Origin of the sequence: Sphingobium sp. CR28 (assembly GCF_052327305.1) — a bacterium.
Classification (GTDB): domain Bacteria; phylum Pseudomonadota; class Alphaproteobacteria; order Sphingomonadales; family Sphingomonadaceae; genus Sphingobium.
Window position 1 is genome coordinate 2453074 of the sequence record NZ_CP182486.1, and the last position, 13908, is coordinate 2466981.

Annotated in this window: 14 protein-coding genes, 1 tRNA gene and 1 pseudogene; 8 read left to right on the forward strand and 8 right to left on the reverse strand. The window is 62.7% G+C overall.

The window, feature by feature from the left end; genetic code table 11:
* Positions 1 to 8: 8 nt before the first annotated feature.
* Positions 9 to 1247 carry a putative DNA modification/repair radical SAM protein gene (locus ACNAOH_RS11790; RefSeq protein WP_443970366.1) on the forward strand — a complete coding sequence of 413 codons (1239 nt, stop codon included), beginning with the start codon at positions 9 to 11 and terminating at the stop codon, positions 1245 to 1247.
* Here the strand turns inward: ACNAOH_RS11790 and ACNAOH_RS11795 are convergent.
* Positions 1244 to 1951, reverse strand: coding sequence for a fatty acid desaturase CarF family protein (locus ACNAOH_RS11795; protein ID WP_443970367.1), 708 nt, complete (start codon positions 1949 to 1951; stop codon positions 1244 to 1246). The genes ACNAOH_RS11790 and ACNAOH_RS11795 overlap by 4 nt on opposite strands.
* 113 nt (positions 1952 to 2064) lie before the next feature.
* On the opposite strand from ACNAOH_RS11795, the gene ACNAOH_RS11800 reads away from it, so the two are divergent.
* Complete coding sequence (locus ACNAOH_RS11800) at positions 2065 to 3471, forward strand: UdgX family uracil-DNA binding protein (protein WP_443970368.1); 1407 nt, start codon at positions 2065 to 2067, stop codon at positions 3469 to 3471.
* Between the two features lie 38 nt (positions 3472 to 3509).
* Positions 3510 to 4052, forward strand: coding sequence for an NADPH-dependent FMN reductase (locus tag ACNAOH_RS11805; RefSeq protein WP_443970369.1), 543 nt, complete (start codon positions 3510 to 3512; stop codon positions 4050 to 4052).
* A 12-nt stretch (positions 4053 to 4064) separates the two neighbouring features.
* Here the strand turns inward: ACNAOH_RS11805 and ACNAOH_RS11810 are convergent, their stop codons facing one another.
* Positions 4065 to 4562, reverse strand: coding sequence for a MarR family winged helix-turn-helix transcriptional regulator (locus tag ACNAOH_RS11810; protein ID WP_443970370.1), 498 nt, complete (start codon positions 4560 to 4562; stop codon positions 4065 to 4067).
* 128 nt (positions 4563 to 4690) lie between these two features.
* Here ACNAOH_RS11810 and ACNAOH_RS11815 point away from each other — a divergent pair.
* Positions 4691 to 4765 (forward strand) — tRNA-Gln (locus tag ACNAOH_RS11815).
* Between the two features lie 190 nt (positions 4766 to 4955).
* Entirely contained in the window at positions 4956 to 5510 is a 555-nt protein-coding gene (locus ACNAOH_RS11820) for a PEPxxWA-CTERM sorting domain-containing protein (protein ID WP_443970371.1), read from the forward strand.
* Positions 5511 to 5566: 56 nt separating this feature from the next.
* On the opposite strand, the gene ACNAOH_RS11825 is transcribed toward ACNAOH_RS11820, so the two are convergent.
* The 3 genes and pseudogenes from ACNAOH_RS11825 to ACNAOH_RS11835 form a co-directional block, all read right to left on the reverse strand.
* Entirely contained in the window at positions 5567 to 6070 is a 504-nt protein-coding gene (locus ACNAOH_RS11825) for a CinA family protein (RefSeq protein WP_443970372.1), read from the reverse strand.
* 9 nt (positions 6071 to 6079) lie between these two features.
* Positions 6080 to 6486 (reverse strand): annotated as a pseudogene (locus ACNAOH_RS11830) (low affinity iron permease family protein).
* Complete coding sequence (locus tag ACNAOH_RS11835; protein ID WP_443970373.1) at positions 6479 to 6883, reverse strand: DUF6766 family protein; 405 nt, start codon at positions 6881 to 6883, stop codon at positions 6479 to 6481. The pseudogene ACNAOH_RS11830 and the gene ACNAOH_RS11835 overlap by 8 nt, the downstream one beginning before the upstream one ends.
* A 274-nt stretch (positions 6884 to 7157) precedes the next feature.
* On the opposite strand from ACNAOH_RS11835, the gene ACNAOH_RS11840 reads away from it, so the two are divergent.
* Positions 7158 to 8159, forward strand: coding sequence for a GGDEF domain-containing protein (locus tag ACNAOH_RS11840; protein ID WP_443970374.1), 1002 nt, complete (start codon positions 7158 to 7160; stop codon positions 8157 to 8159).
* 63 nt (positions 8160 to 8222) lie between these two features.
* Here ACNAOH_RS11840 and ACNAOH_RS11845 read toward each other — a convergent pair whose 3' ends face one another.
* The 3 genes from ACNAOH_RS11845 to ACNAOH_RS11855 all read right to left on the reverse strand — a co-directional run bounded on the left by ACNAOH_RS11845 (position 8223) and on the right by ACNAOH_RS11855 (position 11271).
* The gene (locus ACNAOH_RS11845) at positions 8223 to 9056 is read right to left on the reverse strand and encodes a TorF family putative porin (RefSeq protein ID WP_443970375.1); all 834 of its coding nucleotides are present in this window, start codon (positions 9054 to 9056) and stop codon (positions 8223 to 8225) included.
* Between the two features lie 182 nt (positions 9057 to 9238).
* Complete coding sequence (locus ACNAOH_RS11850) at positions 9239 to 10504, reverse strand: ATP-binding protein (protein WP_443972126.1); 1266 nt, start codon at positions 10502 to 10504, stop codon at positions 9239 to 9241.
* Between the two features lie 56 nt (positions 10505 to 10560).
* Positions 10561 to 11271, reverse strand: coding sequence for a response regulator (locus ACNAOH_RS11855; RefSeq protein ID WP_443970376.1), 711 nt, complete (start codon positions 11269 to 11271; stop codon positions 10561 to 10563).
* 351 nt (positions 11272 to 11622) lie between these two features.
* On the opposite strand from ACNAOH_RS11855, the gene ACNAOH_RS11860 reads away from it, so the two are divergent.
* Positions 11623 to 13194: a SulP family inorganic anion transporter gene (locus ACNAOH_RS11860; RefSeq protein ID WP_443970377.1), complete on the forward strand. Its 1572-nt coding sequence runs from the start codon at positions 11623 to 11625 to the stop codon at positions 13192 to 13194.
* Positions 13191 to 13841: a carbonic anhydrase gene (locus ACNAOH_RS11865; protein ID WP_443970378.1), complete on the forward strand. Its 651-nt coding sequence runs from the start codon at positions 13191 to 13193 to the stop codon at positions 13839 to 13841. The genes ACNAOH_RS11860 and ACNAOH_RS11865 overlap by 4 nt, the downstream gene beginning before the upstream one ends.
* The last annotated feature ends 67 nt before the right edge of the window (positions 13842 to 13908 follow it).

Sequence of the window (13908 nt, forward strand, 5' to 3'; positions counted from 1 at the left end):
GAGAACATATGGCGCGTCTCGACCTTACGGAAAAGCTCTCGATCCTTGCCGATGCGGCGAAATATGACGCGTCCTGCGCCTCGTCCGGTGCGCAGAAGCGGGACAGTCGCGGGGGGAAGGGCCTCGGATCGACCGAGGGCATGGGCATCTGCCATGCCTATGCGCCGGATGGTCGGTGCATCTCGCTCCTCAAGATCCTGCTGACCAACAGCTGCATTTTCGACTGCCATTACTGCATTAACCGGCGCAGTTCGAATGTGCGGCGTGCGCGCTTCTCGGCACGGGACGTCGCAGATCTCACTATCGCCTTCTACAAGCGCAACTATATCGAGGGGCTGTTCCTCTCCTCCGGCATCATTCGCTCGTCCGACTATACGATGGAGCAGATGGTGGAGGCGGCGCGGCTGCTGCGCGAGGAGCATGACTTTCGCGGTTATATTCACCTCAAGACCATTCCCGACGCCGACCCGGCGCTGATCCGCATGGCGGGGCTGCTGGCCGACCGCGTCTCGATCAATGTCGAGCTGCCTACCGAAACTGGCTTGCAGACGCTCGCCCCGGAAAAGGATGCCGGCCGGATCGAAGGCGCGATACGGGGCATGAAGAGCGCGATCGAGGATGGGCACGATGCGCGTCGCCGTTACCGCAGCGCGCCGCGCTTCGCTCCATCGGGCCAGTCGACGCAGATGATCGTGGGGGCGGATGGTGCCGATGACCGCGCGATCATCGGCAAGGCAAGCGGGCTCTATGGCCGGTTCGGCCTCCGGCGGGTTTATTATTCCGCCTTTTCCCCAATTCCGGATGCGAGTGCGGTGTTACCTTTGAAACGCCCGCCGCTGATGCGCGAACATCGCCTCTACCAGTCCGACTGGCTGATGCGCTTTTATGGATTTTCGCCCGCCGAAGTGGCGCAGGCGACGGACGCACAGGGCATGCTGCCGCTCGACATCGACCCTAAGTTGGCCTTCGCGCTGCGCCACCGGGACCAGTTTCCGGTCGACGTCAACCGGGCGCCGCGCGAGATGCTGCTGCGCGTGCCGGGACTGGGAACGCGCGCCGTGGACCGCATCCTGCAGTCCCGCCGGCATCGCCGCTTGCGGCTGGAGGACGTGGCGCGGCTCACAGTGTCGATCGCGAAGCTGCGGCCTTTTCTGGTGGCGGCGGACTGGCGGCCAGTGGCGCTGGCGGACAGCGCGGACGTGCGCGCACTGGTTGCTCGTCCGATGAGCCAGCTGGAGCTGTTTTAATTGGGTTCCAGGCCTTCCGGCTTCAGCCAGCGGCGATCAATGGCGAGATTGAACAGGCGGTTGACCAGCGGATTGGACCAGCCCGTGTTGGTCGCAAAGTCGCGATCGAGCGTGGCGTGGTGAATGGCGTGGGCATTGGGCGTCATGAGGAGACCAAGACGACGCATCCAGATGACGAGCGGCGGGTTGTCATCCTTGTGCAGCGTGCCGTGAAAATATTGCGCGAAGGTGGCGCCGATGATGAAGACCACCAGTCCGGCGATCATCCAGCCGGGCAGGGGCAGGGCAAGCGCGGCGAGATTGAGCAAGAGAGAGGCTGGGAGTGTGGCGAACAATATGGTCGAGCCGATTTGCACCAGCATGGGCCGGCGACCGAGCGCGTCGGGCCGGGGATGATGGTTCTTGAAGTCATAGACCAGCTTTTCGAACGGGCCAACGCGCGTCCACACCTGATCGCGCAGCGCCAGATAGTCCGGGGATTCACGCGATCCCTCGTAGAAATAGAGCTGATCGAGACCGACGCCGGGCGTGCAGACCTTGTAGTCCATCACCATGTGAATGACGCCCGAGGCAAAATCGGCCAGATACCAGCCGGCAATCGCCGCGGGAAACCACGCCCAGCCGGGCGCGCCCGCGAGCCAGAGATTGAGCGCGAGCGAGGCGAGCATTGCCAGCATGACTGGCCAGGGTGCTGCTTTCATCATCGCGCGTTACGTCTGTTACCTGTTGCAAGCCGCCGCAGCGGTCTGGTCCCGGGAGCGTTAACCCCGGATGTATTGCGAGGCAAGGCGTTGCCGCGATGCGGCAAGGGGCGCCGATGAAGACGGTAACGCTCGTTCATGCGGCGGATTTCGACGGCTGGCGCCAGACAGTGCGGGCGCTGGTGATGGCGGACATTCCCCCCGAAGAGGTGCGCTGGTCGGTTGCTGGCGACGGCGGCGATCTTTTTGATGGCGAGGACATCGCACCGCATGATGCACCTGCCTTCGCAGTTCCGCGCGCGTTCATGGATCTGGCGCGGACGGTCATCTGCCATAGCGACCCCGAGCGGTTCGCGCTGCTGTACAGCTTGCTGCAGCGGGTCATTGCGACGCCCCGCACGCTGGAGGATCATGCCGATCCCCTGCTCCGGCGGATCGAAGAGATGGCCAAGGCGGTGCGTCGGGACATTCACAAGATGCGGGCCTTCGTGCGCTTTCGTGAAGTCGCCGATCCGGATGGGGCATTCCGGTTCGTGGCCTGGTTCGAGCCGGACCATCATATCGCGCGGGCCAATGCCGGTTTCTTCGTGCGCCGCTTCGGGTCGATGCGCTGGTCGATCCTGACGCCGGAGGTCAGCCTGCACTGGGACGGGAAAACGCTGATCGAGACGCCGGGCGCAACCCGGGCCGATGCCCCCTCCGGCGATCCGGTCGAGGCGACATGGCGCGCTTATTATGCGGCCATCTTCAATCCTGCCCGCCTCAAGGTGAAGGCGATGCTGAAGGAAATGCCGAAGAAATACTGGCGGAACATGCCCGAGACCGCGCTCGTTCCCGGACTGGTCGCAGGGGCGCGGGCACGGGAGATCGCCATGATCGAGAAGGCCAGCACTCGGGAGAGGCCGCAGGTGCCGGCGGGCGACAACGCGCAGGCAAGCTGGGAGGCCCTACGCGCGGAGGCCATGGGCTGCACGCGATGCGATCTCCACCGCTGCGCCACCCAGACCGTGTTCGGCGAAGGGCCGCTCGACGCCCGGCTGATGTTCGTGGGTGAGCAGCCGGGCGACAAGGAGGATCTGGCGGGGCGGGCATTCGTAGGCCCGGCAGGGCAGCTCCTCGACCGCGCGCTGGCCGAAGCGGGCATCGATCGCGAGCGGGCCTATGTCACCAACGCAGTCAAGCACTTCAAGTTCGAGCAGCGCGGCAAGCGGCGCATCCACGCGCGGCCCAATGGCGGGGAAATACGCGCCTGCCGCTGGTGGCTGGATGCGGAGCGGACGATCGTGCAGCCCGACATAGTCGTCGCGCTGGGAGCGACGGCGGCGCAGGCGCTGTTCGGCAAGGCCGTGACGCTCTCCGGCCTGCGCGGCGCGCCGCATCCGTTGCCGGACGGTGGCGGGGAAGCGTGGGTAACCGTGCATCCCAGTTTCCTGTTGCGCGTTCAGGAAGACAAGGACGCGGAATATGAACGCTTCGTCGCTGACCTTGCGCGGATCGGCGAACGTATGAAAGACTTCGCCTGATCGCGGATCAGCGTCGCAAATATTTCAGGAGACCTCCAGTGCCCCAGATCGTCATGCTCGTCGGCTCGCTGCGAAAAGAGTCGATCAATCGCAAGCTGGGTCACGCTCTTCGGCAGCGTATGGCCGACCGGTTCGATTTCGTTGTGCCGGACCTCGATCTGCCGCTTTACAATGAGGATCTGTGGGCCGATCCGCCCGCCGGGGTGACCGCGCTCAAGCAGGCCGTGGAAGCCGCCGACGGGATCATTGTGGTGACGCCGGAATATAATCGAATGACGACGCCGATCATTGTCAACGCGATCGACTGGGCGAACCGGCCCTATGGCAAGAACAGTTTCGCGGGGAAGCCGGCCGCGACGATCGGCGCCTCGCCCGGTGCGCAGGGCACGGCAGTGGCGCAGAATCTGCTGCGAAACCTCATGATGATCCCCGGCATGCACGTGATGGGCAATCCGGAGGTGTATCTGACCGTGAAGGACGATTTCTTCGACGCGGAGGGTGGCTTCGCGAACGAAAGGACCGTTGCTTTCGTCGACAAATGGATCGCGGCTTTCGAGAGCTGGGTCGGGCGCTTCAGCTAAAGCGTTGTCCGGTCATCGCGGGATCTGCAGCGCGGCGATCATGCCCCGGTCCTGCGGATCGACCAGACCTTCGAGCACGCGCCAGAAACCCGTGACCGAGCCTTGGCCCGCCTGCGCATAGGCGCTGGCCATGCGTTCGCGGATCGTGGCGAAGAGCGCGCCTTCCACGGCTCGACCTTCGGCCGTGAGGCGCAGCAGCTTCTGGCGCCGGTCGCGCGTGCCCGGCTGTGCCTCCACCAGCCCCTTCTCGATCAGCTCGTCGAGCACCCGGCCAAGCGACTGCTTGGTGATGGCAAGAAGGCGCAACAGCGTGGTGATCGACAGATCAGGCTGGCGGGCAATGAAATAGAGCGCGCGATGATGAGCGCGGCCAAGGCCAAGCGCGGCAAGCTGATCGTCCAGCGTGGCGATGAGATGCGCCTGCCCGAAGTGCAGCAGCTCGATGCCGCGACGCACCTCGTCCTCACGCAGGAAGAGCGGCGACGCAGCAGGTGAAGAGGGCGAAACCATGGGGTGGGCAGCTTTGATCCCAAAAGAAAGCGCGCGCAAGACAATGCAGGCGGTGGAAGGCTTGGCATCTCGCCCTTACCCGCTATATGGGCCTGCGCGGCTCGATCCGTCGATCGGGCATGACATGCTGGGGCGTCGCCAAGCGGTAAGGCAGCGGCTTTTGATGCCGCCATGCGCAGGTTCGAATCCTGCCGCCCCAGCCAAGCGCAGAAATCTCGCTCCGACATGCGAGCGGCCCTGCGCCCCTTCGCGGACGTTGCGGCCTTAACCCTTTATTCGTGCTTAACCGCGTTGACCCCCGAAAACCGCTCGGGCAACCACCATGCTCCAACCACGCGGTAGGGGGTTTCTGTGGGAAAGAAGTTCTTGGGCCTGGCACTTGCCAGTGCGAGTATGTTGATAGCATCGCAGGCTCAGGCCGCAGTGGTCGTCGAGGTGTGGGGCACGGCGACGTTCACGAAAACCGACTATCAGCCGACCCTGCCCGGCATGACGACACTATCGGGTTTGGACGGCGTCTTTTACGCCAAGTTTCAGCCGCCGTCGTGGCGTCCTTACGAAGACTCGTCGGTCGGCATGCTGCGGACATCCGTGCTCTCGGACACGATATCGCTGAACACCATCGGCACGACCAGCTTCTCGCCCTATAGCATCTCGGTCTCATTCGATGTAGGTTCGACACCGCTGTTCACGCTGGGCAGCTATGATCTCCCCGGAAGTGGTTCGATCTCCTATTTCTCCGGCCGCGCTTATGCGGGTTACGGCACGCTGCTGGCGGGCAACATCACCTCGGCCCACATGCGTGTCTATGACGACGCGAACTACTCCGAAGCCACCTTCACCGCCGGCGCCGTTCCAGAGCCGGCGACCTGGGCGCTTATGATCGCCGGCTTTGGCTCGATTGGCGCCGCAATGCGCCGCCGCCGCCCGGTCGCTGCGTTCGCATAAAGGGTTGCTTGAGTTGGGCGCAGGCCGACGGTGCTGAAGGGGCGCTAGGCCTGCCCTCAGCCCAGCGCCTTGTCCATCATGGCCAGCGCGACGCGCACTGCCTCCACGCGCACGGCGCTCCGACCGATGTCGCCGAAATGCTCTTCACGATGCGTAGGTTTGCGGCCCCGGCGCGCGCAGGCAAAGTGGACAAGGCCTGGCTCGTCATCGGCTCCAGCAGGACCGGCAAACCCGGTTACCGCGAGCACGACGTCCGCGCTACCGTGGGCCAGCGCGCCGCTGGCCATCGCAAGCGCGACCGCTTTGCTGACGGCGCCTTCCGCGCGGAGCAACTGCCGGTCTATGCCAAGCATGTCCGCCTTCGCGTCATCGCTATAGACGATGAAGCCGCGCTCGAAGGCGTGGCTTAAACCTTCCACATCGGTCAGCAAACAGGCGAGCATTCCACCGGTGCAGCTCTCCGCAGTGGCAATACTGAGCGACCGCGCGCACGCCTTTTCGAGGAGCGTGCGAACGCTTCTCTCCAGATCATCCGGTAGGCGGTCGATCAGGCGCTGCATGGAAACAAGCTAGCGCCGCGCGAGGAGCCGGCCGACCGCCTCGTGCGATGATCCCTTGCCGGGGCCGGTCTCGCTTCTCCGCTCCAGCTCGGCCCGGATTTTCTCGATTTCCACATCGGTCAGGTGCTCGATGCCGATAAACTGCTCACGCGCCTTCGCCACTGAGCGCAGCAGCTCGTCCAGCTTGGCCTGCATGGCCGATGCGTCGCGGTTCTGAGTGTTTTGGACGAGGAAGACCATGAGGAAGGTCACGATGGTCGTGGCGTGTTGATGACGAGCTGCCAGACCTCCGAGAAGCCAAACATCGGCCCCGTGACGGCCCAGACAATCACGCAGGCCAGTGCGAGAACGAAGGTGAACGGCTTGCCCGCCAGAGCGGCAATCTTACCGGCGATGGTGGTGAAGAGCCTATTCATGGCCGAGGTCTCCATGTGCGTGAGGCTTGGCATGTCCGCCGACCCGCAAATAGAGCCTGTCGATCTCGTCGATCAGCGTCTGCGCCCGATCACCTCCGGCCATCTTAATAAGCTCGTCGACCTTGGCTTCGAGCCGGTCGTCATTTTCCTTCGAAGCAGGAGAGCCGACGTAGAGGAAATAGGCGAGGCCCAGAACCTGCCAGAGAAGCTGAAGAAATTCCGACTGCCAGTTCTCGAAGGTGTCGCGGCCCATCTCCACGAGATAGGCGGAGATCTGCACTTGCTGATGATGTTCACGCGCCTCGTCTGCAAACGCGTACCACCCGAAAACCCAGTGACCGACGATGGAAACGAGAAAGAAAAGGGCGGTGATCCAGCCATAGGCATAGCGCTTCATGAGATCCTCCTACGCTTGGCAACTTTGCCCAAACGCAGCAGATGGCTTTAAGTTCGGGTGGTGTAGAGCGACGCCCATTCGGCTGCCCCCGCAAGGCATCCGGTTTGCTTAACCGCGCTCAGCCGGATGGACGAAGCAAAGCACTGGCAGGTTGCGCTCAAAGGCGCGATTTCCAGGCTATTGCAGTGCCTCGTCGTCTATTCAGAAAATTGCTGAAATAGTTAATTCGATGCTCTAGGGCGCGCGATACTCAAATATTGAGGATTGCCTGAGCGTGGGGGAATCGATGGGCAAGAAAAGGGCGAACAGGGAAGTCGCACAGGCCGTTATTCAGTTTCTTGACCAGCATCTGCTTGATCCCAGCCCGGCGAATTACGCATTTGCCTTTCTGTACATTACCGGCAGCAATGGCCTGCTGCGGAAAATGGTGGACGACATCACCGATGGCGGTGTCCGCCTGACGCAGGGCGAAGTCGACGACATGATCGACAGTACTTCCGATGACGCCGGCGCAGGTTCCCCCCACAATATGGACCAGTTGCAAGATCAGCTGCGCCGGCAAGCGCTCGCATTCAGCGACCTCACCAGTGCCGCGCTTTCGCAAGCAACGACGTTCAACCAGGATCTGGCCGAAGGCATGGAGCAGATTTTGGCCGGCTTCGATCTCACGGCCGTCATCACGGCGATGCGCGAGAGAACTGCGGAAGTCGAACGCAAGCTCGCGGCAACCCAGCAAGAGACGGAGCAGCTGCGGCTCGAACTGGACACGGCCCGCAACGACGCTTCGCGCGATGCGCTCACCAATCTGCCCAATCGTCGCAGCATGGACGCCAAGATCCAGGAGTCGTTCGGACGCTGTGGCAGCATCGCCATCGCGTTTTGCGATATCGACCATTTCAAGTCGATCAATGACCGGTTCGGCCATGCTGTCGGCGACCGAGTACTGAGGGCGGTGGCGGAAACTCTGCAGACAGAGCTCACGCCTTATCCCGTCGCCCGGTTCGGCGGCGAGGAATTCGTCGCTCTGTTCCCGGAGATGTCCGAAACGGAGGCGTTCGACCTGATCGAGAAAGCGCGTGTGGCGGTTAGCGAAAAGACATTCCGCCTCCGCGATACGGATCAGCCGCTGGGCCGGGTGACGTTTTCGGCCGGCGTTGCCACGACCAGCAGCAATCCGCAGCAGGCGCTCAAGGATGCCGACGGCGCGCTTTACCAGGCCAAGAACAGCGGGCGTGACCGCACCGTGTGCCACTTAACGCCGACCATCGCCGCCTGACGTCAGCTCATGAAAAAGGGCGAGGCGCGATGCGCCCCGCCCCTTTTGGCGTCGATTAGCGACTTAGAAGGCCGCAGTGATCGAGAAGACCACCTGACCGCCAGCGATCGTCGATCCGTCCTTCGTCGAAGCGAAGTTCGGGAAGAGATAGGCCGAGTCAGAGGTGGAAATGCTCGTGTCCGTGTAGGTGACGCCGAGAACGACCGGGCCGGCGGCAAAGTCGGCACCGAAGTTCCAGTCCCAATACTTACCCGTGGGCGCAACCGACGTGCCATTCGGGCCGAGGCCGGAATTGCCGTTGGAGTGGCCCAGATGCGCGCGGAAGGTCAGCGGGGTCTCAGGAACGGCAGCGGTCAGATCGCCCCAGATGTAGAGATTGTCTTCCTTGTCGTTCGGGAACGTCGGAACGCCCGAGGCATAGTCGGCGGAGCCGGCATACCAGCGGCCAAGAGCCCGCTGCTTGGGCGCATAGGCGATACCGCCAAGCACGCCGACCGGGCCGACCGTGCTGCTCACCTTGATGTAGGGCTCAGCGAAATCCGTGACGTCCGAGCCGCCCGGATACATGTACCAGGTCAGACCGACATCGATAGTCGCGCCGCCCAGATCAGCCTTGTAGCCGCCGAAGAGATCGAGCTCCATGCTGGAACCGCCGAAGGTGCCCCAGCCAGCGAGGTTCGAACCCCAGGTGCCAGCGTAGAAGCCGCTCTCATGGCTGATGGTGATGCCGCCCTGAATGGCCATTTCTTCGTCGGTCTGTGACACACCGCGAAAACGGTAGTCAGAAACAAGTCCAACGCTGCCAGAGACGGTAAAGGGGCCGGCGGGCTCATCCTGGGCGAAAGCCGGCGTGGAAAGAGCGAGGCTCGCCAGAGCGGCCGCAACGTAATACTTCATGGAATATTCCCCTTTATTATAGGTCGAATATTCCTCCTGCGTCCGGTTTGCTCATCCTCTCCGGGCGCTCGCGCCTTCAGGGGGATGGGTCAGACCGGAGCCTCAATGGGTAAAACCGATTATTTTCTGTTATATTGCTGTTTTGTAATTAAATATTTCTGCGCTGCATTGCAACAGAAAAATCAGGCCTTTTCAGGAGGGTGAGGGACGGTGATCCTAGCCTCAAGCCCGCCGCCTTCACGGTTGGCGAGCGTAAGGGAACCGCCCTCTCGCTCGACGGAGCGCTGAACGATAGCGAGTCCCAATCCGAGGCCTTTTGTGTTGCGCTGCCGCGCGGTGTCCAGGCGCGCAAAAGGACGGAGAACGGCTTCGAGTTGGTCTTCCGGGATGCCCGGCCCGTCATCGCTCACCGTGATGACCAGGCTATCATTCAACTGCTCCACGCACAGTTGCGCCCTTTTCCCGTAATGCAGCGCATTATCGAGGAGGTTTCCAATGGCGCGGCGCATCGCAATGGGGCGCAGCCGCCACTCGAGATGCTCTTCTCCCTCATATTGCGCATTGCGCCCCAGATCGATCTGCTCGTCCACCAGCGTCGCGGCCATGACGGCCACGTCGATATTCTCCGGCGTCTCGGGGTCTTCTTCGCCGCCGAGATAGGCAAGGAGGGAGGAGACCATGCTGCCCATCTCCGCCACATCGGCTTCCATGGCGTCGCGTTGGTCGGCGTCCGCGATCTGATCGAGCCGCAACTGAAGACGCGAGATCGGGGTGCGCAGATCGTGACCCACGGCGGCGAGCGTTTCGGTGCGCTCGGTAATGAGGCGATTGATGCGCGTCTGCATTTCGTTGAAGGCGCGAATGAGGTGGCGAACCTCCTGCGTGCCTTCTTCCTGAAACTCGGCAGGCTCGCCCAGCCCGACATGTTCGGTCGCCTTAGCAAGATGGCGCAAGGGGCTGAGGGTCCGGCGGATGAGCAGTCCGCCCGCAACCAGCAGCGCGATCGCCGGAATGAGAGTGAGGCTGACGCGACCCGCGGTGATCGCCCAGCCGCTCGTCACATCCCGCATATTGAAATAGAGCCAGCTCTCATCCGCGAGCTGAAGACCGCCCGCCACGGCCGAGCGGCGGCCCAGCGAGATCACGCGGAGGCTGAGCCGGGAGGCGCTCAGCGTCGGCTCCCAGCTGAGAACCTGCTCGCGCAGGCGCGCTGCATCCGGGGAAAGGGGCGGCGGGGGCGGAAGGTCAGGCGACCAGGCGACCTCGTAACGGTCCGTGGTCAGGAGGGACGCCATATGGGCGCGCTCGGGGCGCGGCCTCTCGCTCACCAGCCTTCGGGCAATGACCAGATGCTCCGCAAGGCGTTTGGCTTCGTCGTCCTGCAGGGACAGGTGGCTGGCCCGCTCGTAAACGAACGTGCCCACCGCAAATTCGATGACGACCGCCATCAGCAGAATGGCGAAGAGCCGACCGACCAGACCGAGAGGGCCGGGGATTTGAAGGTTCAAGCGCGGCTCACCGACGCGTTGAACATATAGCCGATGCCGCGCACAGTCGTGATCGGCGCAGGTTTCGCGCTTGTCGAGAGCTTGCGGCGCAGCCGGCTGACAAGCACGTCAATGCTCCGGTCCGACGCGTCGCCCAGGCGGGTGCGCGAAAGCTCGATGAGGCGCTCGCGGGCAATGACGCGCTGGGGATGGCTGAGGAAGCTGCCAAGCAGATCGAACTCGGCGCCCGTCAGCTCGACCACAGCGCCGCTCGGCGAGCGGAGTTCGCGGCGGGGGAAGTTCACGGCCCAGCCATCGAAATGCGCTTCGCTTTCGCGCATGTCGCTGGGCTGGCGCTCCGCACCCACGCGGCGGAGCACGGCGCGGATCCGCGCGATGAGCTCCCGCGTGCCAAACGGCTTGGCGAGATAATCGTCCGCGCCCAGCTCAAGACCGACCACGCGATCGGCCTCGCTGCCCTTGGCGCTGATGAAGATGATCGGCACTTCACTCTTGCGCCGGATCTGGCGGCACAGGTCGATGCCGTTGGTGCCGGGAAGCATGACATCGAGCAGAATGAGGTCGACCGGCCCACCTTCGAGCGCGACCCACATTTCCGCGCCCGACGAGGTGGGGCGCACCTGATAGCCATTTTCCTGAAGCGCACGCGAGGTCAGCATGCGGAGCGCGGGATCGTCCTCGACGATGATGATGGTCGGTGAGGTCATGTTCGGAATGTGGAGTGGCGGTTGCTGAACATTTCTCAGGAGGTAAGCGGGGCAGGGGTGTAGGTCAACCAATCCGGGCCGCTCCGCTGGGCGCGACATATTTTGTCATTCAAGGGCAATCGCCGCACTCTCTTCAGGCAATAATTTGTCACGTTGTCCCTACATGCGCGACATCCGCGGAGCGTAGCTTAGTCCTTCATAGTGAAAGGTTTGTTGGCGTCCCGTCAGATACGATCGCAACAGACTGTTTCTGGTTCGATAAATGTTGTTGCTCCGCAAGCGCGAGACGTTGCGCAAAGCCGCTGCAATACTCAATTTTTGCGTACCTCAACTCTTAGGATGCTTGAAACAATGACCTCCTTGCTTTCACGCTGGAAGGCCGATCTCCCCGCCTCGATCGTCGTCGCACTGGTCGCGCTGCCGCTCTGTCTGGGTATCGCGCTCGCTTCGGGCGCGCCGCTCTTTTCGGGCATCATTGCCGGTATTGTCGGCGGCATCGTCGTCGGCACGCTGTCCAAGTCGCCGCTCTCGGTCAGTGGCCCGGCCGCCGGTCTTACCGTCATCGTGCTCGGCGCGATCCAGAGCCTGCCCACATATGAGGCGTTTCTCCTCGCCGTGGTGCTCGCAGGCGTGATGCAGCTGGCGCTCGGCTTCAGCCGATCCGGCGTGCTGAGCGAATTCGTGCCGTCCTCGGTCATCACCGGGATGCTCGCGGCCATTGGCCTTATCCTCATCCTCAAGCAGCTTCCGCACGCTATCGGCTATGATGGCGACTATGAGGGTAGCTTCGAGTTCCTGCAGGCGGACGGCTTCAACACATTCAGCGCCATCACCAACACCATTGCGACGAGCGTGGAGCCGGGTGCGATCATCATCGCGCTCGTCAGCATCGTCTTCCTGTTTTGGTGGGAAAAGGCCAAGCCCAAGGATGGTCCGCTGCGCTACCTTCCCGGTCCGCTGGTTGCCGTCGTTATCGGCGTGGTCGCCAACATTCTCTTCGGCATGCTCTCCCCCGGCCTGCAGCTGAAGCCGACCCATCTTGTTCAGGTGCCGGTCTCCGACGGCATTGCCGGTTTCCTCAATCTGTTCAGCTTCCCTGACTTCACTGCCATTTCCAATACGACTGTGTGGACCGTCGCGCTGACGCTGGCGATTGTCGCAAGCCTTGAGTCGCTCCTCAGCGTCAAAGCGGTCGATGCACTTGATCCGCAGCGGCGCACGACCGACAAGAACCGCGAGCTCATGGCCCAGGGCGGAGGCAACATGGTCTCCGGTCTCATCGGTGGTCTGCCCGTCACCTCGGTCATCGTCCGCTCTTCGGCGAACGTCGAGGCCAAGGCGGAAACAAAGATGTCCGCGATCTATCATGGCGCATGGCTGCTGCTGAGCGTGATGTTCATCCCGACAGCGCTGAACCTCATCCCCCTTGCCGCTCTCGCCGCCGTGCTGATCCAGACCGGTTACAAGCTCGCCAAGCCGGCGCTGTTCGTGCAGCGCTACCAGCAGGGCTGGACCCAGTTCGCGCCGTTCGTGGTGACGGTGCTGGCCATCCTGCTGACCGACCTTCTCGTCGGTATCGTGATCGGTCTCGTCGTTGGCTTCGTGTTCGTGATCGGCCGCAATCTGCGCCCGGCCGTGACGTTTGCCTGTGACGGTGACGACTGCCTCGTCCGCGCCCGCCGCAACCTCTACTTCATGCACAAGCCGGAGCTGCAGAAGACGCTCGACCGGGTGCCTGACAATATGAACGTGATGATCGACCTCTCGTCGACCAACTATGTCGACCTCGACAATGTCGAGATCATCAATTCCTTCATCAAGGGCGCGAAATATCGCGGTATCTCGGTGATCCTGCGCGGTGACATCGCGGAGAACACCGCACCGAAGATCGACGCACCTCTCACAAGGGTTCAGTACGTATGAGACAGTACAAGCAACTCCTTCTCTCCAACAAGGCCTGGTCGCAGGAGATGCGGGACGAAAATCCCGAGTTCTTTACGCGCCAGCTCGATGGACAGCAGCCGGACTTTCTCTGGATCGGCTGCTCCGACAGCCGGGTGAGCCCGGAGCAAATGACGATGACGCATCCCGGCGGCATCTTCATGCACCGGAACATCGCCAATCTGGTGAACGAGAAAGACAATAACCTTCTCTCGGTCGTCCAGTTCGCCGTGGATGTGCTCAAGGTCAGCCACATCATCGTGTGCGGCCATTATGGCTGCGGCGGCATCATGGCTGCGCTGGACGAGGACACCGCCGGTCCGATCCACGAATGGCTGGCCAGCCCGCGAGAGGTCTGTGCCAAGCATCGCCATGAACTCGATGCGCTCAGTGAAGGCGATCCGCGTATCGACCGTGCTGTCGAGCTGAACGTGATCGAGCAGGTGGAGCGTCTGGCCCGCACCGATACGGTGCGCGCCGCTTTCGCCGCCGGTCAGGAACTGACGCTGCACGGCTGGGTCTATAATCTGCGCGATGGGCACATTAATCCGTTGGTCGAGCGCCAGGCGGACAGCGCGATCAAGACCGGGAGCGGTGACCTGGCTGTTCAGGCGACACGGGCGGCCTGAGCCGTCCGCCGGTGTGAGGCCGGACCATAATCAAAAGGGCGCGCTTCCCGACCGGAAGCGCGCCCTT